General features: G+C 68.4%; 22 protein-coding genes and 1 pseudogene. 15 read left to right on the top strand and 8 right to left on the bottom strand.

Features of this window, described 5'->3' with window-relative positions; genetic code table 11:
* The first annotated feature begins 550 nt into the window (after positions 1-550).
* From ACKN61_RS04155 to ACKN61_RS04100, 12 genes are all read left to right on the top strand, one after another.
* Positions 551-1,987 (top strand): Do family serine endopeptidase, encoded by a 1,437-nt coding sequence (locus ACKN61_RS04155; RefSeq protein WP_031372043.1) that lies wholly within the window; start codon positions 551-553, stop codon positions 1,985-1,987.
* Positions 1,988-2,152: 165 nt separating this feature from the next.
* Positions 2,153-2,515 carry a hypothetical protein gene (locus tag ACKN61_RS04150; protein WP_031372044.1) on the top strand — a complete coding sequence of 121 codons (363 nt, stop codon included), beginning with the start codon at positions 2,153-2,155 and terminating at the stop codon, positions 2,513-2,515.
* A 2-nt stretch (positions 2,516-2,517) separates the two neighbouring features.
* Positions 2,518-3,063: a phage holin family protein gene (locus ACKN61_RS04145; protein WP_408952430.1), complete on the top strand. Its 546-nt coding sequence runs from the start codon at positions 2,518-2,520 to the stop codon at positions 3,061-3,063.
* Positions 3,060-3,497: a hypothetical protein gene (locus tag ACKN61_RS04140; protein ID WP_408952429.1), complete on the top strand. Its 438-nt coding sequence runs from the start codon at positions 3,060-3,062 to the stop codon at positions 3,495-3,497. The genes ACKN61_RS04145 and ACKN61_RS04140 overlap by 4 nt, the downstream gene beginning before the upstream one ends.
* A gap of 32 nt (positions 3,498-3,529) precedes the next feature.
* Positions 3,530-4,657, top strand: a complete 1,128-nt coding sequence (locus ACKN61_RS04135) for an AI-2E family transporter (RefSeq protein ID WP_408953754.1) — start codon at positions 3,530-3,532, stop codon at positions 4,655-4,657.
* A 2-nt stretch (positions 4,658-4,659) separates the two neighbouring features.
* Positions 4,660-5,193: an endonuclease V gene (locus ACKN61_RS04130; RefSeq protein WP_408952428.1), complete on the top strand. Its 534-nt coding sequence runs from the start codon at positions 4,660-4,662 to the stop codon at positions 5,191-5,193.
* A 50-nt stretch (positions 5,194-5,243) separates the two neighbouring features.
* On the top strand, positions 5,244-5,960 hold the full coding sequence (locus tag ACKN61_RS04125) for an HAD-IA family hydrolase (RefSeq protein WP_408952427.1): 717 nt from the start codon (positions 5,244-5,246) through the stop codon (positions 5,958-5,960).
* Positions 5,957-7,342, top strand: coding sequence for a leucyl aminopeptidase family protein (locus tag ACKN61_RS04120; RefSeq protein ID WP_408952426.1), 1,386 nt, complete (start codon positions 5,957-5,959; stop codon positions 7,340-7,342). Before ACKN61_RS04125 ends, ACKN61_RS04120 begins: the two co-directional genes overlap by 4 nt.
* Positions 7,343-7,646: 304 nt before the next feature.
* On the top strand, positions 7,647-8,912 hold the full coding sequence (locus tag ACKN61_RS04115; RefSeq protein WP_408952425.1) for an efflux RND transporter periplasmic adaptor subunit: 1,266 nt from the start codon (positions 7,647-7,649) through the stop codon (positions 8,910-8,912).
* A gap of 105 nt (positions 8,913-9,017) precedes the next feature.
* Positions 9,018-9,710, top strand: coding sequence for an ABC transporter ATP-binding protein (locus ACKN61_RS04110; RefSeq protein ID WP_031372051.1), 693 nt, complete (start codon positions 9,018-9,020; stop codon positions 9,708-9,710).
* 16 nt (positions 9,711-9,726) lie between these two features.
* Positions 9,727-10,893 (top strand): ABC transporter permease, encoded by a 1,167-nt coding sequence (locus ACKN61_RS04105; protein ID WP_223621729.1) that lies wholly within the window; start codon positions 9,727-9,729, stop codon positions 10,891-10,893.
* A gap of 10 nt (positions 10,894-10,903) precedes the next feature.
* On the top strand, positions 10,904-12,229 hold the full coding sequence (locus tag ACKN61_RS04100; RefSeq protein ID WP_408952424.1) for an ABC transporter permease: 1,326 nt from the start codon (positions 10,904-10,906) through the stop codon (positions 12,227-12,229).
* 321 nt (positions 12,230-12,550) lie between these two features.
* Here ACKN61_RS04100 and rarD read toward each other — a convergent pair whose 3' ends face one another.
* The 3 genes and pseudogenes from rarD to ACKN61_RS04085 all read right to left on the bottom strand — a co-directional run bounded on the left by rarD (position 12,551) and on the right by ACKN61_RS04085 (position 15,078).
* The gene (gene rarD, locus ACKN61_RS04095) at positions 12,551-13,456 is read right to left on the bottom strand and encodes an EamA family transporter RarD (protein ID WP_408952423.1); all 906 of its coding nucleotides are present in this window, start codon (positions 13,454-13,456) and stop codon (positions 12,551-12,553) included.
* 110 nt (positions 13,457-13,566) lie between these two features.
* Positions 13,567-14,457 (bottom strand): annotated as a pseudogene (gene yedA / locus ACKN61_RS04090) (drug/metabolite exporter YedA); the annotation flags it as partial.
* Positions 14,458-14,592: 135 nt separating this feature from the next.
* Entirely contained in the window at positions 14,593-15,078 is a 486-nt protein-coding gene (locus ACKN61_RS04085) for an N-acetyltransferase family protein (RefSeq protein ID WP_408952422.1), read from the bottom strand.
* A 166-nt stretch (positions 15,079-15,244) separates the two neighbouring features.
* Between ACKN61_RS04085 and ACKN61_RS04080 the strand changes: the two genes are divergently transcribed.
* Positions 15,245-15,748: an Lrp/AsnC family transcriptional regulator gene (locus ACKN61_RS04080; protein WP_051884961.1), complete on the top strand. Its 504-nt coding sequence runs from the start codon at positions 15,245-15,247 to the stop codon at positions 15,746-15,748.
* Between the two features lie 115 nt (positions 15,749-15,863).
* On the opposite strand, the gene ACKN61_RS04075 is transcribed toward ACKN61_RS04080, so the two are convergent.
* The 5 genes from ACKN61_RS04075 to ACKN61_RS04055 all read right to left on the bottom strand — a co-directional run bounded on the left by ACKN61_RS04075 (position 15,864) and on the right by ACKN61_RS04055 (position 21,719).
* Positions 15,864-16,691, bottom strand: coding sequence for a bifunctional transcriptional activator/DNA repair enzyme AdaA (locus ACKN61_RS04075; protein ID WP_408952421.1), 828 nt, complete (start codon positions 16,689-16,691; stop codon positions 15,864-15,866).
* A 277-nt stretch (positions 16,692-16,968) separates the two neighbouring features.
* The gene (locus ACKN61_RS04070) at positions 16,969-19,182 is read right to left on the bottom strand and encodes a carboxy terminal-processing peptidase (RefSeq protein WP_036148601.1); all 2,214 of its coding nucleotides are present in this window, start codon (positions 19,180-19,182) and stop codon (positions 16,969-16,971) included.
* A gap of 381 nt (positions 19,183-19,563) precedes the next feature.
* A complete protein-coding gene (lipA, locus tag ACKN61_RS04065) occupies positions 19,564-20,634 on the bottom strand; it encodes a lipoyl synthase (protein ID WP_057916705.1) in 1,071 nt (356 codons plus the stop codon).
* Positions 20,635-20,760: 126 nt separating this feature from the next.
* Positions 20,761-21,441 carry a lipoyl(octanoyl) transferase LipB gene (gene lipB / locus ACKN61_RS04060; RefSeq protein ID WP_408953753.1) on the bottom strand — a complete coding sequence of 227 codons (681 nt, stop codon included), beginning with the start codon at positions 21,439-21,441 and terminating at the stop codon, positions 20,761-20,763.
* On the bottom strand, positions 21,441-21,719 hold the full coding sequence (locus ACKN61_RS04055) for a DUF493 family protein (RefSeq protein WP_031372063.1): 279 nt from the start codon (positions 21,717-21,719) through the stop codon (positions 21,441-21,443). The genes lipB and ACKN61_RS04055 overlap by 1 nt, the downstream gene beginning before the upstream one ends.
* Before the next feature lie 315 nt (positions 21,720-22,034).
* Between ACKN61_RS04055 and ACKN61_RS04050 the strand changes: the two genes are divergently transcribed.
* Entirely contained in the window at positions 22,035-22,619 is a 585-nt protein-coding gene (locus tag ACKN61_RS04050; protein ID WP_408952420.1) for an NIF family HAD-type phosphatase, read from the top strand.
* 165 nt (positions 22,620-22,784) lie between these two features.
* Positions 22,785-23,714 carry a hypothetical protein gene (locus ACKN61_RS04045; protein WP_408952419.1) on the top strand — a complete coding sequence of 310 codons (930 nt, stop codon included), beginning with the start codon at positions 22,785-22,787 and terminating at the stop codon, positions 23,712-23,714.
* Positions 23,715-23,844 lie beyond the last annotated feature (130 nt).

Raw genomic sequence — 23,844 nt, 5'->3', positions numbered from 1 at the left:
ACCGGGTCTCGGAGCCGCCGCCAGCCCCCCGCCGACGGCGACGCACGCGTTCGCGTTGATTACGCGCCACGTGCGGTATTTGGCTGGTCTTTGCGGTTCGCGCCTGTTCCCGTCATGCGCCCGCTCGCTATCAAGGCTACGCACCGACCGACCCAAGCTGAACCCCTATGCTTGGGCTCCTTCCACGAAGCCGACCACTAGATGTTGTGGCGTCGCAGAGACTTCAAGCTACGCCCGGTGTTTCTGGAAGTCAACGGCTTTTTGATGGCTATCACGCTTTGTCGGTGTTGGCGCGGTCACGCATTCCAATTTCGGCGCGACCGGGCGCGGCGTCCGCGCGGACGCCGTGGCGACACGATACGAGCGGGTACTTCATCGGCTATTTATTCGCATTCTCCGACACTGGCCACGACACTGAACGAGATCGCGCCGACGCGGTCCAAGCCCCTGCCGGCGCCTCTGCCGGCGCGCGGGCTTGATCGCCCGCGGCGGTGCCACGATCTGTGTGTTCTGCCCCTTCCCTTCCACCGTTGACCGGAACAGCGACTCGATGCGTCCCTTGCCGACCCTGCTGACCCTTGCCCTCGCCGCCGCCTTCGGCGGCTTCGCCGCCACCGCGATCCGCGAGGGGCTGCAAACGCCGGCCCAGGCTTCGCCGGCCGCCGCGGCCCTGCCGCTGCCGACCGCGGGCGCGTTGCCGGCCTCGGTCGGAGGCCAGCCGGTGCCGTCGCTGGCGCCGATGCTGCAGCGGGTCACCCCGGCGGTGGTCAGCGTGCACACCAAACAGACCGTGCGCATCCGCAACCCCTTCGCCAACGACCCGTTCTTCCGCCGCATGTTCCCGAACATCCCGCAGGAGCGGATCAACGAATCGCTGGGCTCGGGCGTGATCATCGACGCCAAGAACGGCTACGTGCTGACCAACCATCACGTCATCGAAGGCGCCGACGAGGTCTCGGTGACCCTGGCCGACGGCCGCACCATCAAGGCCGACTTCGTCGGTTCCGACCCCGACACCGACATCGCCCTGATGCGGGTGCCGGCGCAGAACCTCAGCGCGATCAGCCTGGCCGACTCGGACGCGCTGCGGGTCGGCGATTTCGTGGTCGCGGTCGGCAACCCCTTCGGCATCGGCCAGACCGTGACCTCGGGCATCGTCTCGGCGGTCGGCCGCAGCGGCCTGCGCGGCCTGGGCTACCAGAACTTCATCCAGACCGACGCCTCGATCAACCCGGGCAATTCGGGCGGCGCGCTGGTCAACCTCAACGGCGAGCTGATCGGCATCAACACCGCCAGCTTCAACCCGCAGGGCAGCATGGCCGGCAACATCGGCCTGGGCTTCGCGATCCCGGCCAACCTGGCGCGCAACATCAAGGACCAGCTGATCGCCAACAACGGCGTCGTGCGCCGCGGCAGCCTGGGCCTGGAATCGCAGGACGTGACCCCGCAGCTCGCCGCCGGCCTCAAGCTCGGCGAGCCGCGCGGCGCCCTGGTCTCGCGCGTGTTCGCCGGCAGCGCCGCGGCCGCGGCGGGCCTCAAGCCCGGCGACGTGATCCTGACCGCCAACGGCCAGCGCGTCGACGGCCGCGACGCCTTGCGCAATTTCGAAGGCCTGCAGGCGATCGGCAGCAAGATCGCCCTGGAAGTGCTGCGCGACGGCCAGCCGCTGCAGCTCACCGCAAGCCTGCGCGAACAGGCCAAGGCGCTCGCCGGCGCCGAACTCGATCCGCGCCTGGGCGGCGCGACCTTCGCCGAGCTGCCCGAACGCCTGCGCCAGTCCGGTTTCTCCGGCGTGGTGGTCGAAAGCGTGGCCCGCGGCAGCCGCGCCGAAAAGAACGATCTGCGCAAGGACGACGTCATCGTGGCCGCCACCAGCGGCCAGTTCGACGATCTTCCGGGTTTCCGCGCGAGCTTCACGCGGGCTCCGGCACAGTTGGTATTGCGAATCGTGCGCGGCAATCGTCGCGGCGATCTGCAGATGCAGTAACGTCGCGGGGCATCCTGCGCCGTTGCCATCGGCATGAATGCGCGTCGCACCGCGGCGCGATCCGATCAATGCCGCCGAGGGCCGGGACCACCCGGCACGTCGACGGCCCGCTCGAACCCTGGACTCGTTCAGCGGTTCATCCATGCAGCACGGAGGAACACCACGATGACCCCCACTTCGACCGACGCCATCAAGACCAACCTCGGCCAGGCCGGCACCCACCTCAAGCAGGCCGCCAGCGACGCAGGCGAAGCCATCCGCAGCGCCGCCGGCGTCGCGGGCGAGGAGCTCAAGCTCGGCAAGGCCAATGTGAAGTCCGACCTCGCCGACAGCGCGCTGGCCGGCATCGCCGCCGCCGAACATGCCGGCGGCGCCGCGCGCGAGCAGGTCGATGCACTCATGGACAAGGGCCGCGACCTGATCGAAAGCGCCGCCGAACTCGTGCGCGAACGGCCGCTGGCTTCGTTCGGCGTCGCCTTCGCGGCCGGCTTCATCATCGCCAAGCTCGCCCGCGGCAGCGACAAGTAAGCGTGAGCGACCCCAGCCGCAGCGGTCCGGACTCCGCTTCGGGCGGCGACGACAGCCCCGACGCTGCCGGGCGGGGCCGGGGGCCGTCGATCGAGGACTCGTACCGCGAGATCCGCGACGCCGGCCGCGAAGGCCTGTCGGCGGCGATCGACACCGGCCGCGCCCTGCGCGGTCTGTTGATCGCCGACTTCGCGCTCGCCCGCAGCGCGCTCGGCCGCGCCCTGCTCTGGGTCAGCGTGGCGATCGTGTTCGGCGCCTCGTCCTGGCTGCTGCTGATGGCGGCGTTGATCGCGCTGCTGCAGGGCGTGCTGGGCTGGACGTGGCTGGCCTCGATGTTGGCCGCGGCCGGTTTGAGCCTGGTGGTGACCGCAGTCGGGGTGTGGCAGGCGCTGCACTACTTCGAGTTCACCCGCCTGCACGCCACCCGGCGCCAGTTGCGGCGCCTGGGCATGGGCGACCTCGACGACGAGGAACTGCAGGCGCATCTGGCCGCCGACGCGGGTCACGCGGCCCGCTATCACGGCAAGGAAGACGGGAAGGCGCCATGAGCCGGTTCGAACGACTGCAACGACGCGTGCACAAACGCGAACACCTGCTCGAAGGCCGCTACGAGCAGGCGCTCGAACGCAAGGCCTTGCTCAAGGCGCGCTGGCACGAGGCCTGGACGCCCGGGCGGATCGTCGTCGCCGGCCTGGTCAGCGGCTTTTTGATGGGCCGCGCCGAGCCGGCCAAGATCGCGGCCAAGAGCAGCAACCTGATGCAGATCGTCACCATGCTGTCGGGCCTGTTCGCCGGCAGCAGCGCGCAGAACGCGGCCGATCAGGCCGGCCGTGCCGCCGGCGAGGCCGGACACGCCGCCGACAACGCCGAGGCCGTCGCCGAAGCCAGCGGCGCGGTCGCGCCCGGGCTGACGACAGTGGCGCCGCCGCGGACGACGGCGCACAGTGCGCGCAACGACCGCACCGAATCGATCGAGCCTTGAGCACCTCCGCACCGCAACCGCCTGCCGCACCCATCGAGCCGGATTCGGCCGAACCTCCGCCGGGCGATAGCGCGCCCGAGCCCGAACCCGCCGCAACGGCGACACCCGCCGCGACGCCACGCCCGAAGGCGCCGCTGCCGCTGTACGTGCTCGCCGTGCTCGCGGTCGGCTACACCCTGTGGGCCGCCCAGGAACTGATCCTGCCGATCCTGTTGGCGGCCTTCTTCGCCCTGGTCGGCAACCCGATCCTGCGCCTGCTGCAGAAACTCTATCTGCCGCGCGTGATCGGCGCGGTGGCGGTGATCGTCGGCGGGCTGGCGATTTCCGGCGTGCTCGCCCTGCAACTGGTCGAGCCGGCCAGCGAGTGGGTGCGCCAGGTGCCGCGCGAGATGAAACAGCTGGCGCCGAAACTGCGCGAGATGACCAAGCCGATGCAGGAAGCCAATCGCGCCGCGCAGAACATCGCGCGCGCCGCCGGCGGCGAAAGCACCAGCAAGCCGGTGCAGGTGATCAAGACCGAACTCAACGATCCCTACCGCGCGCTGACCTCGACGCCGAAATACATCGCCCAGGTGCTGGCGGTGGTGCTGCTGACCTTCTTCTTCATGGTTTATGGCGAGTCCCTGCAACGCAACGCGATCGCGCTGCTGCCGGGGCCGCAGCAGAAAAGACTGACGATCGACATCCTGCATTCGATCGAGCGCGAGATTTCGCGCTACGTGCTCACCATCACCCTGATCAACAGCGGTCTCGGCCTGGCCCTGGCCGGCGCGCTGTACGCGCTCGGGGTGCCGCTGCAGGAGTCGCTGCTGTGGGGCACGATGGCGGCGATCCTCAACTTCGCCCCCTTCGTCGGCCCGCTGATCGGCATGCTGATCATGCTGATGACCGGCCTGGTCGCGTTCGACGAATTGCTGCCGTCGCTGTTGCCGGCCGGCGTCTATCTGCTGCTGCATGCGATCGAGTCGCAGGCGGTCACCCCGATCGTGCTCGGCCGCAGCATGCGCCTGTCGCCGCTGGTGCTGATCCTGGCGCTGATGTTCTTCGGCTGGCTGTGGGGCATCATCGGCCTGCTGCTCGCCGTGCCGATGCTGGTCTGCGTGAAGCTGGTGCTGGCGCGCATCGAAGGCCTCGGGGGCTGGTCGAAGCTGCTGGAGTGACGGTGTCCGCCAGCCGCGCATTGGACGGCCCTGTCCTCGCCGTCGACGTCCATTACCTCGAGGCCGGCGCCCGTGTCGCCGGCGTGCTGTTCGACGACTGGGCCGATCCGCAAGCCACTGCGGCGCACACATTGAACCTGGATCAGGTCGAGGACTACGCACCCGGCGAGTTCTACCGCCGCGAGCTGCCATGCCTGTTGGCCCTGCTCGGGCGGATCGAGCCGGCACCGGCCTGCATCGTCGTCGATGGTTACGTCTGGCTCGGCGCGGACCGTCGCCCGGGCCTGGGCGCGCACCTGTGGCAGGCCCTGGATCGGCGTTGCCCCGTGGTCGGGGTGGCCAAGACCCGTTTCGCCGACACCCCTGCCGAAGCCGAAGTGTGCCGCGGCAACAGCCGCCGCCCGCTGTACGTCACCAGTGCCGGCCTCGACCCGGAGGCCGCGCGCGCGGCGGTGCGCGCCATGTACGGCGCGCACCGCCTACCGGAATTGCTGAAGCGGGCCGACCGGCTGGCCCGCATCGGCGATGCGGCCTGACTGCGGCGCGGCGTCCGGTTCGGAAGCGCCGGGCGCGCTAAAATGCCGCCATGAGCTTTCCCGTACGCGCCATCACCCTCGACCTCGACGACACCATCTGGCCGATCGCCCCGGTCATGATCCGGGCCGAAAGCGTCCTCGATGCCTGGCTGCGCCAGCACGCGCCGCGCGCCGCCGAGCGTTTCCCGATCGAAGCCATGCGCGAGCTGCGCGACCGCATCGCCGCCGAGCGCCCCGACCTGGCCCACGATTTCACCCAGCAGCGCCGCCTGACCCTGGAGCACATGCTGCGCGAGACCGGCGAAGACATCGCCCTGGTCGCGCCGGCCTTCGACGTGTTCTTCGCCGCGCGCTGCGAGGTCGAGCACTACGCCGACAGCGAGGAAGCACTCGCGCGCCTGGCCGCGCGCGTGCCGCTGGCCGCGTTGAGCAACGGCAACGCCGACCTGCAACGCATCGGCCTGATGCCGCTGTTCCGCTTCCAGCTCGGCGCGCGCGAGCACGGCCGCGCCAAGCCCGACGCCAGCATCTTCCACGCCGCCTGCACCCGCCTCGAAGTCGAGCCGGCGCAGGTGCTGCATGTCGGCGACGACATCGAGATGGACATCGTCGGCGGCGCCCGCGCCGGCCTGCGCACCTGCTGGATCAACCGCGAGGGCCGGCAATGGCCGCACGCCCAGCTGCGCCCCGATCTCGAATTCACCACCCTTGCCGCCCTGGCCGACTGGCTGGACACGGCGCATCGCACGGATACCGCTGCCGCATGACTTTGCCCCTGGGTTTCACCGACGACGCCAGCGACGCTCTGCCGCTGGTCCTGGTCAGCCGCGCTTCGCTCAAGACCTGGCGCGAAACGCTGGCCGATTCGGCCGTGGCCTGGCTCGACGCGCAAGGCTTCGACGGCACGCCCGGCAGCGCCGTGGTGGTTCCGGGCGGCGACGGCCGCATCGCCGCCGGCGTGCTCGGGGTCGGCGATCCGCTCGATCCGTATTCCTACGGCCATGCGCCGTTCGCGCTGCCGGCGCGCACCTGGCGCATCGAAGGCCAGCACGACGCCGCCACCCTGGACGCACTGCGCCTGGGTTGGGGCATCGGCAGCTATCGCTTCAGCCGCTACAAGGCGCCGCCGCGCGCGCCGGCGCAGTTGCTGGTCGACGGGACCCTGGAAGGCGGCGACGAGGTCTTCGATCTGGTCGCCGCGAGCTGGCGCGTGCGCGACCTGATCAACACCCCGACCGAGCACATGGGCCCGGCCGAGCTGGAAGCGATCGCGCGCGAGATCGCCGCGCGCCACGGCGCCGACATCGAGGTCGTGGTCGGCGACGAGCTGATCGCGCAGAACTTCCCGGCCATCCACGCGGTCGGCCGCGCCTCGCACCGCGCGCCGCGGCTGATCGCGCTGTGCTGGGGCCAGCAGGCGCATCCGCACATCGCCCTGGTCGGCAAGGGCGTGTGCTTCGACACCGGCGGCCTCGACCTCAAGCCCGCCGAGGGCATGCGCTGGATGAAGAAGGACATGGGCGGCGCGGCGCACGCGATCGCCCTGGCCGAGCTGATCATGGCGCGCAAGCTGCCGCTGCGGATCACCCTGCTGGTGCCGGCGGTCGAAAACGCGGTCGGCCCGGACGCGTTCCGCCCCGGCGAAGTCATCGCCACGCGCCAGGGCGTCAGCGTCGAGATCGACAACACCGACGCCGAAGGCCGGGTGATTCTCTGCGACGCCCTCACCTATGCCGGCGAGCAAGCGCCGGAGCTGCTGCTGGATTTCGCCACCCTGACCGGCGCGGCGCGCATCGCGCTCGGCCCGGACCTGCCGGCGCTGTTCGCCAATCGCGACGAACTCGCGGCCGAATGGCTCGATGCCGGCATCCAGCAGCGCGACCCGCTGTGGCGCATGCCGTTGTGGCGCCCCTACCTGCGGTACCTGACCAGCCACATCGCCGACCTCGCCAACGGCGGTCCGTCGAAGATGGCCGGCTCGGTGACGGCCGCGTTGTACCTCGAGCGTTTCGTCCCGGCCGAGCTGCCGTGGGCGCACCTGGACGTTTACAGCTGGAACGACGCCGACCGCCCCGGTCGCCCGGCCGGCGGCGAGGCCCAGGGCCTGCGTGCGGCCTACGCCATGCTCAAGGCGCGCTCGGCGCGCTGATCGCCCGGCAATGCGGCGGGCGCGTCCCGCCGCATCCAGTTGCTTGGCCAGGGACCGCACGCAGACCGCAACAGCGCACGCAGCGCTCGTCCCGGCGAATCCGCAAGCCCTGCACAAAACGGATGGCCCCCGCGAACTCACTGGCGCGGGAGTCGTGCATCGCCGCGCGCGCAGAGCGTGAAACCATGACGTTTGTCATGAAAAACCGCCGACACCGGCGCTGACAAAAACTGACTTTCTGCACGTTGGCGCGCAAGGGCTACCGCGGTCACACTAGCCATTATCTGGCGTCTTGGTTGTGACCATGAGTGCATCCGCTGATCTGCTGAAAGAGCTCCGCATCGACCGCAATCGTCCGCCCGAGCGCTCCGGCCCGGGTCGTGGCCTGTTCATCGGCATCGCCGTGCTGATTCTCGTCGTACTCGGCATCGCCGCCTGGGCGATGTTCGGCCGCAACGGCGGCCCCCGCGTGGAAACCGCCACGGTCACCGCGATCGGCGGCGGCAACGGCGCCGGCGCCTCGGTGCTCGACGCCTCCGGCTATGTGGTCGCGCGGCGCATGGCCACGGTCTCGGCCAAGATCACCGGCAAGGTCCGCGAGGTGATGATCGAGGAAGGCCAGCGCGTCGAGGAAGGCCAGATCATGGCCACGCTCGACCCGATCGACGCCAACGCCCAGCGCGAGCTCAGCGCCGCCCAGCTCGGCGCGGCGCAGAGCGAGACCGCGCGCGTGCAGGCGCAACTCACCGAAGCCGAAGCCAATGCCAGGCGCCTGGCCACGCTCGCCGGCCAGCAACTCGTGTCCAAGTCGCAATACGACCAGGCCGTGGCCGCGCGCGATGCACTGCGTGCGCAACTGCTGACCGCGCAGCGCAACGTCAAGGTCTCCGGCGACGGCTTGCGCATCGCCGACATCGGCGTCGACAACACCATCGTGCGCGCGCCGTTCTCCGGCGTGGTCACCGCCAAGGCCGCCCAGCCCGGCGAAATCGTATCGCCGCTGTCGGCCGGCGGCGGCTTCACCCGCACCGGCATCGGCACCATCGTCGACATGGATTCGCTGGAGATCGAGGTCGACGTCGGCGAAGCCTTCATCGGCCGCGTGCAGCCCAAGATGCCGGTCGAGGCGGTGCTCAACGCCTACCCCGATTGGAAGATCCCGGCCGAGGTGATCGCGATCATCCCGACCGCCGACCGCGGCAAGGCCACGGTCAAGGTGCGTGTGGCGATCAAGAACCGCGACCCGCGCATCGTCCCGGACATGGGCGTGCGGGTGAGCTTCCTCGAAGCAGCCAAGCCGGCCCAGGCCGCCCAGCGCAAACCCAGCGCGATGGTGCCGGCCGCGGCCATCGTCCAACGCGACGGCAAGGACAACGTGTTCGTCGTCGCCGACGGCAAGGTCGCGCAGACCGCGGTGACCCTGGGCCGCAAGCTCGGCGAAGACCAGGAAGTCACCCAGGGCCTGAGCGGCGGCGAGACCGTCGTGCTCGCCCCGCCGGATTCGCTCGCCGACGGCGGCCCGGTGCGTGTCGAAAACGACGCCGCTGGTTCGTCGGATAGCAAAGACTGAGCGAGCGCGAGCCGCTCGCCTGCCGAATCCGCCCGCCAAATCCGCGAGCGGCGCCGCCTCCGGCGCCCTCGCTCCTTCACCGATCCACGTTCGAGGAAGTCGAAGATGGACACCCTGGTTTCGATCAACAACCTCACCAAGACCTATCAGCGCGGCCCGGAAAAGGTCGAAGTGCTGCACGGCATCAACCTGGACATCGCCAAGGGCGATTTCGTCGCCCTGATGGGACCGTCGGGTTCGGGCAAGACCACCTTGCTCAATCTGATCGGCGGCCTCGACAACCCCAGCGGCGGCGAGATCTCGATCGAAGGCGAGCGCATCGACCGCATGAGCTCCGGCCAGTTGTCGCAGTGGCGCAGCCGCCACGTCGGCTTCGTGTTCCAGTTCTACAACCTGATGCCGGCCTTGAGCGCGCAGAAAAACGTCGAACTGCCGTTGCTGCTGACCCCGCTCAACGGCGCCCAGCGCAAGCGCAACGCCGAGATCGCCCTGACCCTGGTCGGCCTGGCCGACCGCGGCAAGCACCGCCCGAACGAACTGTCCGGCGGCCAGCAGCAGCGCGTGGCGATCGCACGCGCGATCGTCTCCGACCCGACCTTGCTGATCTGCGACGAACCGACCGGCGACCTCGACCGCCATGCGGCCGAGGAGATCCTCAACCTGCTGCAGTTGCTCAACCGCGAACACGGCAAGACCATCGTGATGGTGACCCACGATCCGAAGGCGGCCGAGTACGCCACCCACACCCTGCATCTCGACAAGGGCACCCTGGTCGAGCAGCAGTCGCACGCGGCCTGAGCCGGGAGCGGCCCTCATGAAATATTTCCATCTGATCTGGGCGGAGCTGATGCGTCGCAAGACGCGCACGCTGCTGACCCTGCTGTCGATCATCGCCGCGTTCCTGCTGTTCGGCCTGCTCGACGGCGTGCGCGAGAGTTTCGAGCAGGCCGGCAACAGCGCCAACGGCGCCAAGCGCCTGCAGACCGGCTCGCGCCTGTCCTTCATCCAACCGCTGCCGATGTCGCTCAACGACCGCATCGGCCAAGTGCCGGGCGTCAGCCAGGTGTCGTACGCGAACTGGTTCGGCGGCGCCTACCAGGACCCGCACAACCAGATCTTCAGCTTCGCGGTGGCGCCGAACTACCTCGACCTGTATCCCGAGATCGCCGTCGACAAGGCGCAGCGCAAAGCCTTCGAGGCCACCCGCACCGGCGTGCTGGTCGGCGAAGGCCTGATGAAGCGCTTCAATTGGAAGGTCGGGCAAAAACTGCCGCTGCAATCGACGATCTTCCCGAACCGCGACGGCAGCAAGAACTGGATCTTCGACATCTCCGGGGTGATCTCGGCTACCGACAAGAAATCCGGGGCCTGGTTCGACCAGATGATCCTGCTGCACTGGAAGTACTTCGACGACTCCACGCCGTACAACACCGGCCAGGTCGGCTGGTACGTCACCGAGGTCAAGGACGTCAACCAGGCCGACCGCATCGCCAAGGCCATCGACGCGATCTCGGCCAACTCCGACCACGAGTCCAAGACCCAGACCGAAGCCGCAGCCTCGGCCAGCTGGATGAAGCAGATGGCCGACATCGGCCTGATCGTCGGTTCGATCATGGGCGCGGTGTTCTTCACCTTGGTTCTGCTGACCGGCAACACCATGGCCCAGGCGGTGCGCGAGCGCACCTCCGAGCTGGCGGTGTTGAAGACGATCGGCTTTTCCAGCCACAGCGTGCTGTGGCTGGTGTTGGCCGAATCGGTGCTGCTGATGTTGATCGGCGGCGTCGTCGGCGTGGCCATCGCCGGCGTGCTCGGCCCGATCGTCAGCACCGCCAGCGGCGGCGCGATCAGCGTGCCGCCGATCGGCCTCAACAGTTGGTCGCTGGGCCTTGGCCTGATGATCGCCATCGGCCTGCTGGTCGGCGCCTTGCCGGCGATCCGGGCGATGCGCCTGAACATCGTCGATGCATTGGCCGGACGCTGAGGAGAACGCAATGAAGAGACTCAAATCGTTCGCACGCGGCCTGGCCGTATTCGTGGCCCTGGTCGCCGGCCTCGTCGCCTGGTCGATGCTGCCGTGGCCGGCCCTGCTCGGCCTGGCCGCGCTGTTCGCGCTGTGGATGTTCTTCACCCGCAGCGGCCGCCAGGCTGCCTCGGTGGCCGGCGTCGGCATCAGCACCCTGAGCCAGCGCCTGGGCTCGTCGTCGGTGGTCGTGATCGGCATCGCCGGCGTGGTCGCGGTGCTGGTGGCGATGCTGTCGATGGCCGAGGGCTATCAGCAAACGCTGCGCCGCACCGGCAGCGACGACAGCGTCATCGTCCTGCGCGGTGCGTCGGCGGCCGAGGTGATGTCTACCCTCAGCCTGGACAGCATCAACGTCATCGCGCAGGCGCCGGGCATCGCCCGCAGCGCCGACGGCCGCCCCTTGGCTTCGGCCGAGACGGTGGTCGCGGCGAACCTGCCGATCAAGGGCGGTGCGCCCGACGAAGACGGCAGCGTGCAGTTGCGCGGCGTCAGCGACCGCGCCTTCGACGTGCGCCCGCAGCTCAAGATCGTGGAAGGCCGCAAGTTCGAATCCGGCAAGCGCGAAGTCGTGGTCGGCAGCGGCGCGGTGCGCCAGTTCACCGGCATGCAGGTCGGCAAGCAGATCCGCCTCGGCAGCGAACTGTGGACCGTGGTCGGCGTGTTCCGTTCCGGCGACGCGATGGATTCGGAGCTCTGGGCCGATGCGGAGATGGTCGCTTCGACCTACCGTCGCGGCGCTTCGCGCAACTCGGTCATCGCCAAGCTCAGCGACGCCAAACAGTTCAAGAGCTTCAAGGCGGCCCTGGCCGGCGACCCGCGCCTGCAGGTCGACACCACCACCACCGCCGAGTACTTCGCCAAGCAATCCGAAACCATGACCAAGGTGATCCGGGTGATCGGCATCGTGGTCGGCTCGATCATGGCGATCGGCGCGGTATTCGGCGCGCTCAACACCATGTTCGCCACCGTGGCGACGCGGGCGCGCGAGATCGCGACCCTGCGCGCGATCGGCTTCCGCGGCGTGCCGGTGGTGGTGGCGGTGATGCTGGAAACGATGCTGCTGGCCTTGCTCGGCGGAGTGATCGGCGGCGCCTTGGCGTGGTTGATCTTCAACGGCTACACCGCCTCGACCATCGCCGGCGGCGTCGGCCAGCTGACCTTCGACTTCCGCGTCACCGGCGAACTGCTGTGGAGCGGCCTGAAGTGGGCGCTGGCGATCGGCTTCGTCGGCGGCCTGTTCCCGGCGTTGCGCGCAGCCAATCTGCCGGTGACCTCGGCCTTGCGCGCGCTGTAGGTTTCGCGCCATCGTTTGATGAAGAAAAGCCCCCTTCTCGCGAAGGGGGCTTTTTGTTGGCGCGGATTCGTTGGTGCGGGTTCGATCGCTGGCGAGCGAGAGCGCCCCCTGCCCCTCTTTCCCAAGGGGGACTCCATCTCGAGGAAGCGAAGTGCTTCGGGGAACGCCGCTTCAGACAGCCGTTGGCCGTCGAAACGCCACGCCCAATAAAAACCAACCGAAGAATCCCCCCTTTGAGTAGGGGGCTAGGGGGGATTTGCTCTTAAACCGAATCATCCCGAAGCGGGACTCGCCCGCGAGCAAGATTCGCCCCCGCAAACCTCAAGCTGTAGCAGCGACCGCCACCCGCCGAGAACGCAATACGCCCTCGCCGGCGAAGATCATCAAGCCGAGCCAGATGATGACGAAGCCGATCGCGCGCTCGGCGTTGAACGGTTCGCGCAGGATCAGTACGCCGATCAGGAACTGCAGGGTCGGGGCGACGTACTGCAGCAAGCCGATCGCGGTCAGCGACACTCGCCGCACCGCATAGGCGAAGCCGATCAGCGGCAGCGCGGTCAGCGCGCCGGCGATCACCAGCAGCAACGCGGTACCGAGCCCCCAGCCGCCGACGAAGCTGCCTTGCCCGTGGGTTTCGCCCCAGAACATCAAGGCCAGGGCCGGCACGAACAGATAGACGTTCTCGACGCCGAGGCCGGTCACCGCCTCGACCGCGACCAGCTTGCGGATCAATCCGTACAAGGCGAACGACACCGCCAGGCCGATGGCGATCAGCGGCGGCCGGCCGTACTCGAAGGTCAGCCAGGCCACGCCAGCGAAGGCGAAGGCGATCGCGATCCATTGCGCCGTGCGCAGGCGCTCGCCGAGGAAGACCACGCCCAGCATCACGCTGACCAGCGGGCCGATGAAATACCCCAGGCTGGTCTCGATCACATGCCCGGCATTGACCGCCCAGATGTAGAGGCCCCAATTGAAGGCGATCAAGGCGCCGCTGACGCCGAGCATCGCGGCCTTGCGCGGCTGGCGCAGGACCTCGCGCAGCCAATGCCGGCCCAAGGTCCAGCCGAGCCAGGCAGCGACCAGCAAGGTGCTCCAGACGACGCGGTGGGCGACGATCTGCAGCGACGGCACCGCCTTGAGCAGATGCCAGTACAGCGGCATCAGGCCCCAAAGGACGAACGAGGCGACCGCGATCCACAGTCCGCGGCGGTCGGTGGCAGCATTCATGCGTGTGTTTCCTTTTCCGCCGCTGCGCCGGGCTCGATCGCATCGATCGCGTCGACTCTGCTTTCCGCGGGCCTGCTTTCCGTGAGCGTGGCCTCGGCCGGCTTGGCCGCGCGGGCGCGGGCCAGGGTGATGATGACGACGCCGACCAGGATCACCGCCATGGCGCCGAGGTCGTGCGAGGTGAAACGTTCGCCGGCGAGCAAGGCGCCGAACAGCACCGCGATCGGCGGGTTGACGTAGGCGTAGCTGGTCGCCAGCGCCGGGCGCACATGGTGCAGCAGCCAGATGTAAGCGGTGAAACCGAAGATCGAACCGGCGACGACCAGGTACAGCATCGCGCCGGTGGCGGCCCAGGTCGGCATCGCGGTGATGCGCTCGCCGGTCACGACCGCGGCGCCGAGCATCCAGATGCTGCCGGTCAGCATCTGCGCGCTCGCGGCCATGAACGGCGACGGCAGATCCTGGTCGCGGCTCCAGATCGAACCCCAGGCCCAGGCGATCGGCGCGACGGTCAGGCACACCAAACCGAGGGTCGAGGCCGACAGCTTGCTGCCGGCGTTGAGCCAGATCACCCCGAGGAAACCGATCGCCAGGCCGATCCACTCGATCTTCGAGGGATGGCGCCCGCGCAGCATCGCGAACACGCCGGCGAACAACGGCATCGAGGCGACCGCGATCGCGGCCAGGCCCGAATCCACCTCGGTCTCGGCCAGGTTCACCAGGCCGTTGGACAGCAGCACCATCCAGATCGACAGTAGCCATAGGGTGCGCCACTGCTTGCGGCTCGGCGGCGCGACGCCGCGCCAACGCAGGACTGCGTACATGATCGCGCCGGCGAGGAACATGCGGCCGGCGCCGAGCAGGAACGGCGGATAGCTTTCGAGGGCGAAACGGATCGCCAGGTAGGTCGATCCCCACAGCACATAGACCGACCCCAAAGCGAAGGCGACCGCGAGGGCGCCAGGGGCCAGTCGTTCAGCGGTCGGTGAAACGGCGCTCATGACGCGGATTCCGGGGGAAGAGCAACAGCGGAGGGACGGACGACGCGGGTCGGCCGGTGGTGACGTGCATTCGGGTCGAAACGGCGAGGAGCGAAAACACCGGCGTCGCGATCTCGACGATCGCGCCGCCCTCGATCAGGGATGCGGCCCGTAACGCGACACCGCCGTCCTGCGGCTGCCGACGTCGCGGCGACGCGGATCGTCGAACACGTCGATCACCACGAAGCCGGCCTTGCGCATCATTCCGGCCGAACCTTGGTTTTCCTCGTGGCGCTCGACGTAGATCTCGATCAAACCCATTTGCAACAGGCGCGAGACCGCCGCCTTCAACAATCGAGTGCCGAGTCCTTGTCCGCGATGACCGCGGTGCACTACGACTTCGCCGACATGACCCTGCCATTCGATCTCGCGACCGGACGGCTGGTAGCGATGAAAGGCATCGCTCGGCTCAAATGTGACGACGGCCACGATTTCTCCGTCGTGCAAAGCGACGACCGCCTGCGTTCTTCCTCGCCGGATCGCCGACAGGTGTGCGGCGAGCTCGACGTCGGGCAGGAAATTCCAGGGATTGGGGCCGTGTTCGCGGATCAGCGCGAGAATCTCGCCGACCTGCTCGGGCATAGCGGCTTGCATCACGTACCGGGACATCCCGGGGGCGTCCGTATCGAAAAGGTCGGGGGAGCGATCCCGCACATAAAAATTCCTCATGCGACGGGATCGTGAATAGCGTATCGATGTCAGTCAAATTGCGGTTGAATATTTGCCCGCATCAACGCAAAAATCTTGCATGAGCACCCCACCCCTGGTTTTGGACGAGTTCGACCACAAGCTGCTCGAACTGCTGCAGCGCGACGCCTCGGCGACCCTGAGCGAGCTCGGCGACGCCATCGGGCTGTCGCCGAGCGCGGTACAGCGGCGCATGACCCGCTACCGCCAGGAAGGCCTGATGCGTCAGGTGGCGGTGCTGGACCCACTGTCGCTCGGCAGCACCCTGGCCGCGGTCTGGGTAACGATGGAGCGCGAATCAGCCGAACGCCATGCCGCCTTCCATGCCCGGGTGCGCGCCGCGCCCGAGGTGCAGCAGTGCTACACCCTCGCCGGCGAGTGGGATTACCTGGTGATCCTGGCCACGACCGGGGTCTCGCATTGCCGCCAGGTGGTCGACCGCCTGTTCCTCGACGAAGGCAACATCAAGCGTTACGACACCCACCTGGTGTTCGACGTGGTCAAGCACGGCCTGGAGCTGCCCACGCGCGATGCGCCGCGGGCCGCGCGCAAGCGGAGGGGCTGAAGCCAGCGGCAAGGCCGCTGGGCGGGAATGGGGAATCGGGAATGGGGAATCGTAGGAGCAAGACCCCGGCAATCGCTTTTACGATTCCCGATTCCCGATTCCCGAATCCCGGCTTTCAGGCCGCCCGCTCGCGCTGCAGCAGGCGCTCCTTGAGCGGCAGGCCCCAGCGGTAGCCGCCGAGCGAACCGTCGCCGCGCACTACGCGATGGCAGGGCACGACCACGGCGACCCGGTTGTTGGCGCAAGCCTGCGCCACCGCGCGCGCGCCACGCGGCGCACCGACCTGTTCGGCGATCTGCGCATAGCTGCGGGTCTGCCCGGCCGGAATCTTCATCAGCGCGTCCCAGACCTTCTTCTGGAAGGCGGTGCCGATCAGGTCCAGCGGCACGGCATGGCCTTGTCCGCCCAGGGTATCGGCGACCGCGCGCAAACGCGGGGCGAGGAATTCGTCGCGGCCGGCATCGACGCGCTCCAGCAGCGCCTGCGGGAACTCGCTGCGCAACTTCGCTTCCAGCGCCTGCGGGTCGTCGCCGAGCTCGACCATGCAGATGCCGCGCGCGGTGGTGGCGACCAGGGCGGTGCCGATCGCGGTCGGCGCCAGGCTCCAGCGGATCTGCTCGCCGGCGCCGCCGGCGCGGTAACGCCCCGGGGTCATGCCGAGCTTGGCCGCGCCGCTTTCGTAGACCCGCGACGGCGAGCCGTAGCCGGCGTCGTACAAGGCGGCGCTGACGTCGTGGCCTTCGCGCAACGCCGAACGCAGGCTGCCGAGCTTGCGTTGGGCCAGGTACTCGGCCGGGCTCAGGCCGAAGCGCGCGCTGAAACGCCGCTGCAGGTGCGAGGGGCTGAGGCCGACGGTCTCGGCCAGTTCGGTCAGGGAAGGCTCGCCGCCATCGAGCAGCACGCGGGCCTGTTCGAGCTTGTCGTTGTGGGGTTTGCTGTTCATAGCCGACAGACTAGGCCCGCTGCCGCGGCCTCGCTATCCGGATCTTGCGCGGCGCCGGGTCGGATTTTCGGCCGTGGTTCATCGGGGCGGAAGAAGCAGCCGACGATCGGGCCCGGCGCGGCGAGACGGTCGCTACGCGGTCGCGGCTCGTGAGCGAAGGACATCCCGCTGAGACGCCGCCCCTGCCCTTCAGCTTCGGGGGCTATCGCTTTACCCGCGACACAAAAAAAAGCGCGCCACACGGGCGCGCTTTTCGTTTCGCGATGCGGAACCCGGCTCAGTCGGCCCAGTGCCCCGGCATGGTCGCGGTCGGCAACACCTGCGCCGACAGCTGACGGTCGTTGTTGAGCAGGCGCACCGCGTCGGCGAGGATCGAAGCCGACTCGCGCAACAGCGGGTCCGGACGCTTCTCGGCCAGCTTCTCGCGCGCCGCATCCTTGGCGATGTCGCGCTCGGCGGCGGCCAGGCCGTCGTCGTTGGCGTCGTCGGCCAGCGGATCGAGCTCCAGGCCCAGTTGCTTGCGTTCGGCCTGGCGCTGCTTACGCTTGGCGTCGTCGCGGTCGCGCTCGGCGCGGCGCTCGGCCTCGTTGAGCGAGATCCACTTCTTGGCGCGCTCTTCGCGGAACTGAGCGACGTCCTGCGACCACCACTGGAACTCCTTGTCGCCGGCGATGCGGCTGCTGTGCAGCGTCTCCAGCTTGGGCAGCAGCGGTGCGAAGTTGCCGTAGCTGGTGTGCGGCACGGCGGCGATCTTGGTCCACGGCAGGGCGTTGTCGTAGGTGCTCTCGCCGTACTCGGTGGCGTCGACCGACACCGGGAACGCGAGGTCGGGCACCACGCCCTTGTTCTGGGTCGAACCGCCGCTGACGCGGAAGAACTGGGCGATGGTCAGCTTGACCTGGCCGAAGCGCGGACCTTCGTTGGCCGGCCAGCGGTCGAGATCGACCAGGTTCTGCACCGTGCCCTTGCCGAAGGTGGTCTCGCCGATGACCAGGCCACGGCCGTAGTCCTGGATCGCGCCGGCGAAGATCTCCGAGGCCGAAGCCGAGCCGCGGTTGATCAACACCGCAAGCGGGCCTTCCCAGGCGATGCCGGTGTCGCTGTCGCCTTCGACGCTGACGCGGCCGCCGGACTCGCGCACCTGCACCACCGGGCCGCGGTCGATGAACAGACCGGTGAGCTCGATCGCTTCGTTGAGCGAACCGCCGCCGTTGTTGCGCAGGTCGAGGACCACGCCGTCGACCTTGTCGCCGCGCAGCTTGGTCAGCAGCTTGGCGACGTCGCGGGTGGCCGAGGCGTAGTCGTTGGCGTTCTTGCGGCGGCCTTCGAAGTCCTGGTAGAAGCCCGGCAGCTTGATCACGCCGATGCGCTTGGCCGGCGCGTCGCCGGCGGCGGGGATGTCGATGACCTCGGACTTGGCGGCCTGGTCTTCCAGGCGCACCTTGTCGCGCACCAGCACGATGCGGTTGGGCTTGCTGTCCAGGCCCGATTCGGCCGGCACCACGTCCAGACGGACCTTGGTGCCCTTGGCGCCGCGGATCTTGGCGACCACATCGTCGATGCGCCAGCCGATCACGTCTTCCATCGCGCCGCTGTCGCCCTGGCCCACGCCGACGATGCGGTCGCCGGCCTTGAGCAGGTTGCTGCGCGCGGCCGGGCCGCCCGGGATCACTTCGCGGATCGCGACCACGTCGTCCTGCTTCTGCAGTTGCGCGCCGATGCCGTCCAGCGACAACGACATGGTCATGTTGAAGTTGTCGGCCGACTTCGGCGTCAGGTAATCGGTATGCGGATCGATCGCGTTGGCGTAGCTGTTGACGAAGGTCTGGAAGACGTCTTCGCCCTTGAGCTCGGCGATGCCCTTGGCCATGTTGGCGTAGCGCTTGTCGAGGGTCTTGGCGATGTCTTCGGGCTTCTTGCCGGCCAGCTTCAGGCGCAGCCAGTCGTTGCGCACCGACTGCTTCCACAGCGCGTCGAGCGCGGCGGTGTCGGCGACCCAGGGCGCGTCCTTGCGGTCGTAGTCGTAGCGGTCGTTGCCGGTGAACTCGAAACCGGCGGGCTGCTTGAGCAGGCCGCGGGCGTAGGCGACGCGTTCGTCGACGCGTTGCTTGTAGGTGGCGAAGATCGCGTAGGCCGGCGACAGGTCGCCGCTCTTGATCGCGTCGTCGAGCTTGTTCTTGCTGGCGTCGAAGCGGGCGATGTCGACGGCGCTGAAGAACTGCTTGCCGCCGTCCAGCGATTCGAGATAGCGCTTGTACATGTCGGCCGACAGCGCGTCGTCGAGCGCGCGCGGCCGGTAGGCGTAGCGGCTGTCGGACAACAAACCGTAGACGAGTTTCGCCGCCGTGGTCTGGTCCGCGGTCGGCGCGCTCGGCAATGCCGTGGACGCCTTGGGAGCGCTGACTGCGTCGGGCCGCGCCAACAGCGCCAGCGGAGCGGTCAGCAGGAAGCCTGCTAGCAGGGTAACGGCACGCTTGTTCTTGAGGGTCATCGCGAAGTCTTCTCGGCCAAGAGGGCCGATGTCTAGGATGTAGCGGCTTTGGACAAGACCACAGTGCCGAAAGTTGCCGGCCCTGTCACGTCCGCAACGCGCGATTAGGCGTTACCGGCGTGAAAGCGGTTCAGTTTGAGCGTGATCGGCGTTAGCGAGTCGTTATCGCGGCCGGCAAACGCCTGTTTCGGCGTTCATGTCGGGCCGTCCCGGCCGTCGCGGCGGGACGAGACTGTGCCAGTGGAGCAGCGTTGCGCGAAGCAACGGCGCCGGTCGCTGCGACCGGATACCAGCCGCCGGCGAGGTCCGTCGGCCGGCTTTGCGGGCCGGCGTTCGAGGCGGCCCTGCGGCCGCCGTGCGGTTCGGGCGAGCCGCGAAGGCTCAGACCGCGGCGCGGTCGGTCCAGTCGTTCGAGGTCTCGGCGAAGCCGGCTTCGATCGCCTGGCGGTCGGCATGGTACGAGGAACGCACCAGCGGGCCCGAAGCGACGTGGGTGAAGCCCAGCGACAGACCGTAGACCTCGAGTTCCTTGAACTCTTCCGGGGTCCAGTAACGCAGCACCGGGTGGTGGTGCGCGGTCGGCTGCAGGTACTGGCCGATGGTGATCATGTCGACGTCGTGCGCGCGCAAGTCGCGCAGGGTCGCCTGGACCTGCTCCATGGTCTCGCCGAGGCCGAGCATGATCCCGGACTTGGTCGCGACCTGCGGATGCTGGGCCTTGAACTTCTGCAGCAGGGTCAGCGACCACTGGTAGTCGGCGCCGGGGCGGACGTTGGTGTACAGGTCCGGCACCGTCTCGACGTTGTGGTTGAACACGTCCGGCGGATTGGTGTTGAGGATGTCCAGCGCGCGCTCCATGCGGCCCTTGCCGCGGAAGTCGGGCGTGAGGATCTCGATCTTGGTGCGCGGGCTCTCGCTGCGGACCGCGGCGATGCAGTCGACGAAATGCTGGGCGCCGCCGTCGCGCAGGTCGTCGCGGTCGACGCTGGTGATGACCACGTACTTCAGGCCCATGTCGGCGACGGTGCGCGCCAGGTTGGCCGGCTCGCTCGCATCCGGCGGCTTGGGCCGGCCGTGGGCGACGTCGCAGAACGAGCAGCGGCGCGTGCAGACCTCGCCGAGGATCATGAAGGTCGCGGTGCCGTGGCTGAAGCACTCGTGGATGTTCGGGCAGCTGGCTTCTTCGCAGACGGTGACCAGGCGGTTCTCGCGCAGCTTCGCCTTGAGCTGGGCGACCGAATTGCCCGAGGGGATGCGCACCCGGATCCACGAAGGCTTGCGCAGCGCCGGCACGTCGGCGAACTGCACCGGCGAGCGGCTGATCTTGTCGCTGCCGATCTGCTTGGCGCCGGGCGTCATGGTGGTCGACTCCAGCACCGCCGGCACGAGCGCCTCGGGCGCGCCGCCGCTGACGACGGTGAGCGGGATGGACTTGGAGACGGGGTTGGTCATGACGTTGCTTCGACTCTTGGCGGTTGAATCCCCCGCCCGCGAGCGGGAGAAGGCTGGGGCGAGGGCATGGCTACCGCGAGTCGCGGCGGCTGGCGGATAGGCGCGCCCTCATCCGCCCTGCGGAAATCAAAAGCTCAACGGCGCCGCATCCTCGACGGTCAGTCCGAACTGGCGCGCAAGCTGCGCCACCAGCACCGGCTTGACCTGATCCAGGCCCGAGGGGCCGCCCAAGTCTACCACCGAGGTCACCTGCAACCCCTGGTAACCACAGGGATTGATGCGCCGATACGGCTCCAGGTCCATGGCGATATTGAAGGCCAGGCCGTGGAAGGTGCAGCCGCGGCGGACCCGGATGCCCAGGGCCATGACCTTGGCCCCGGCCACGTAGACGCCGGGGGCGCCGTCGCGGCGGGCGCCCTCGATGTTCCACTCGGCCAGGGTGTCGATCACCGCCTGCTCGATGCGGTCGACGTACTCGCGCACGCCCACTTTGAGCCGGCGCAGGTCCAACAGCGGGTACAGCACGATCTGGCCGGGGCCGTGATAGGTCACCTGGCCGCCGCGATCGACGTGGATCACCGGGATATCGCCCGGCATCAACACGTGCTCGTCCTTGCCGGCCTGGCCGAGGGTGAACACCGGGTCGTGCTCGACCAGCCACAGCTCGTCGGGGGTGTCGGCGTCGCGGGCGTCGGTGAAGGCCTGCATCGCGCGCCAGACCGGTTCGTAGGGCTGGCGGCCGAGGTCGCGCAACTGCGCGCGCGGCGGCGCGCTGACGCCGCCGAGCACGGCGGCGACGGCGTCGATTACAGCGTCCACTTCACTTCCGGATGCTCGCGCAGGACCTGGTGGGCCAGGTCGTACTGCTCGCGGTTCTCGGCGCGGAAACTCAACCGTACCGACACGTATTTGCCGGTCGAGGAATGCTTCCACTGGATGGTTTCGGTTTCCACGCTGATCCCGGCCTGGAACAGCAGCTGCGGCAGTTCGCGCTCCAGGCCGGCGTCGGCCGCTCCCATCGCGCTGAGCTCGAACGAGCCGGGGAACTGGAAGCCGTGGTCGGGGTTGTCGGAATGAATGTCCATGGGCGCCATTATGGGTCCGCTGGCGGGGCAACCCAAGCGCAGGGATGGGACGGCGGCGTGCCGGGGGTGGAACGGCTGGCGCGGCCTGAACCAGGCCTGGCGATGCGAGGTGGCCCGCATGGAAACCCATGCGTCCACCTTGCCGCGGCGCCATTCGGACTGCCAAATTCAGCAAGGCCGCTGCGACGACAGCGCACGGCCCGCTACCGCACCGCAGCTGCCGCCTACCGGCCTTGTGGCAGCCAACGAAGCATCGCCGGTCGCTCCCCTCGCCCCCGCGATGCGACCCGCCCCCGAACGGATTCACGACACGACATGTCAGCACCTCACGCCACGCAGGAAGCCTCGACCGATCGCCTGCTTCTGGTCCTCGATCTCGACGAAACCCTGGTCCATGCCAGCGAGGTCGAACTCGATCGCGCCGCGGATTTTCGCGCACTGAGCTACCACGTCTATCGTCGTCCGCACGCCGAGCGCTTCATCGCGTATGCCCTGGCGAACTTCGACGTCGGGGTGTGGACGTCGTCCGGGCGCTTTTACGCCGCAGCGGTCGTCGCGGCCTTGTTCCCGCCGCAATCGCTGCGTTTCGTCTGGTCGAGCGAACGCTGCTCGATCAGCCGCGACTGGACCACCGGCGAATACCTCAACCGCAAGCGGCTGAAGAAGCTCAAGCGCCACGGCTATCGTCTCGAACGCATGCTGGCCATCGACGACACCGCGAGCAAGCATGCCTGCAACTACGGCAACCTGGTCTGCGTGCGCGAGTACCTGGGCGAGGACGAGACCGATGACGAGTTGCTGCGGCTGATGGCTTACCTGGATCGCCTGGCGCACGAGCCGAACGTGCGCACGATCGAGAAACGGCGTTGGCGCGAGCGGCTGTCGCTGGCGACGCCCTAGCCGCAACGCAGCCGCGCGTCGGCGAAGATGAACTGAACAGGGAATTCCGCGCCTGGCCGAACCGGGGACAATGACCGCGAATCGCGCGCGCCGTCGTTCTCACCCGATGAGTGTCGAGTGGGTTATCAAAGCAGTGGCAATTGAAAGAATCAGGAAGGACTCGCCATGCCCGCCAGCCAATCCGTCGCCCTGCCCTTGCGGGGCCAGTTCCGCAGTCTTTACACCTCGCTCAAGCGCGCTCGTCTGTTGGAACGCACGCCGGTGATCTTCTGTGAAGGCGATTCGTGGTTCTCCACGCCGCTGGCGATGAACCTGCTCGACTGGATCGTCTCGCCGGCCCCCGAGGACGAGGAACGCGGCATTCCGCTGCTCGGCCAGGGCGGCCTGTTCTTCCGCGCCGAGCACAGCGGCGACCACGCCTCGCGCAACGAGGACCATCCCGAGCGCTCGATGTTCGTGCCCGAGAACATCGAGGACATCATCGGCTGGTACGGCAAGTTCGATTTCGACCTGATCCTGCTCAGCGCCGGCGGCAACGATTTCGTCGACCAGTTTCTCAAGCGCACCTTCGCCGGCCAACAGAATCTCTCCGCCGAGGCCGCGTTCCAGCGCGTGCTGGACACCGGAAAATACGAGCGGGTCCGCCAGGCCTATGCGCTGTTCGTGCAGGCGGCGCTGGCGGCCCGGCCGAATGCGCCGATCCTCGCCCATAGCTACGACTATCCGCAGCTGATCGGGCGGCCCGGTGCGCTGACGCCGGGCAATATCGGCGTCGCCGCGCTGCTCAAGAAAAGCGTCGGGCCGTGGATCGGGCCGCACATCAACGCCATCGTCCATGCCGACCCGGCCAAGACCCCGGACGAGCGCCGGCGCTTCGGACGCATGCTGATCGACGGCTTCGAGAAGCACGTGCTGCGCGAGCTCAAGCACGATGCACGCTTCGCCGGGCGCTTCGATTACGTCGACCTGCGCGGCACACTGTCCGCGGAAAGCCAGTGGTTCGACGAAATGCATCCCAGCGAAGCCGGCTTCCATGCATTGGCGACGAAGTTCCGCGCCGCGATCATCGCCAAGCTGCCGCTCGCCAAGCGATAGCCTTCGATCCTGCGGCGCCGCCTCCGTGCGCGCCCCAGCGCGCGCCGACGCCTGACGCTCGAGCCGACGCGGGCCGCGACCTCGCGGCCCCGCCCGTCTTCACAAATCCCCCTGCGAAACGCTTAACACG

This window comes from Lysobacter sp. Hz25, assembly GCF_046097045.1.
Classification (GTDB): Bacteria; Pseudomonadota; Gammaproteobacteria; order Xanthomonadales; family Xanthomonadaceae; genus Lysobacter; species Lysobacter antibioticus_B.
Note: the sequence above shows the minus strand (reverse complement) of the source record. Positions and strands in the feature narration are given on the sequence as shown.

Excerpts from the sequence above, each read along its gene's own strand:
- ACKN61_RS04050 (WP_408952420.1), top strand. The coding sequence starts at position 22,035 with ATGTCAGCACCTCACGCCACGCAGGAAGCCTCGACCGATCGCCTGCTT.
- ACKN61_RS04055 (WP_031372063.1), bottom strand. The coding sequence starts at position 21,719 with ATGGACATTCATTCCGACAACCCCGACCACGGCTTCCAGTTCCCCGGC.
- lipA (WP_057916705.1), bottom strand. The coding sequence starts at position 20,634 with ATGACCAACCCCGTCTCCAAGTCCATCCCGCTCACCGTCGTCAGCGGC.
- ACKN61_RS04085 (WP_408952422.1), bottom strand. The coding sequence starts at position 15,078 with ATGCCCGAGCAGGTCGGCGAGATTCTCGCGCTGATCCGCGAACACGGC.
- rarD (WP_408952423.1), bottom strand. The coding sequence starts at position 13,456 with ATGAATGCTGCCACCGACCGCCGCGGACTGTGGATCGCGGTCGCCTCG.
- ACKN61_RS04100 (WP_408952424.1), top strand. The coding sequence starts at position 10,904 with ATGAAGAGACTCAAATCGTTCGCACGCGGCCTGGCCGTATTCGTGGCC.
- ACKN61_RS04075 (WP_408952421.1), bottom strand. The coding sequence starts at position 16,691 with ATGAACAGCAAACCCCACAACGACAAGCTCGAACAGGCCCGCGTGCTG.
- ACKN61_RS04150 (WP_031372044.1), top strand. The coding sequence starts at position 2,153 with ATGACCCCCACTTCGACCGACGCCATCAAGACCAACCTCGGCCAGGCC.
- ACKN61_RS04115 (WP_408952425.1), top strand. The coding sequence starts at position 7,647 with ATGAGTGCATCCGCTGATCTGCTGAAAGAGCTCCGCATCGACCGCAAT.
- ACKN61_RS04140 (WP_408952429.1), top strand. The coding sequence starts at position 3,060 with ATGAGCCGGTTCGAACGACTGCAACGACGCGTGCACAAACGCGAACAC.
- ACKN61_RS04045 (WP_408952419.1), top strand. The coding sequence starts at position 22,785 with ATGCCCGCCAGCCAATCCGTCGCCCTGCCCTTGCGGGGCCAGTTCCGC.
- ACKN61_RS04155 (WP_031372043.1), top strand. The coding sequence starts at position 551 with ATGCGTCCCTTGCCGACCCTGCTGACCCTTGCCCTCGCCGCCGCCTTC.
- ACKN61_RS04105 (WP_223621729.1), top strand. The coding sequence starts at position 9,727 with ATGAAATATTTCCATCTGATCTGGGCGGAGCTGATGCGTCGCAAGACG.
- ACKN61_RS04125 (WP_408952427.1), top strand. The coding sequence starts at position 5,244 with ATGAGCTTTCCCGTACGCGCCATCACCCTCGACCTCGACGACACCATC.
- ACKN61_RS04110 (WP_031372051.1), top strand. The coding sequence starts at position 9,018 with ATGGACACCCTGGTTTCGATCAACAACCTCACCAAGACCTATCAGCGC.
- ACKN61_RS04120 (WP_408952426.1), top strand. The coding sequence starts at position 5,957 with ATGACTTTGCCCCTGGGTTTCACCGACGACGCCAGCGACGCTCTGCCG.
- ACKN61_RS04080 (WP_051884961.1), top strand. The coding sequence starts at position 15,245 with ATGAGCACCCCACCCCTGGTTTTGGACGAGTTCGACCACAAGCTGCTC.
- ACKN61_RS04070 (WP_036148601.1), bottom strand. The coding sequence starts at position 19,182 with ATGACCCTCAAGAACAAGCGTGCCGTTACCCTGCTAGCAGGCTTCCTG.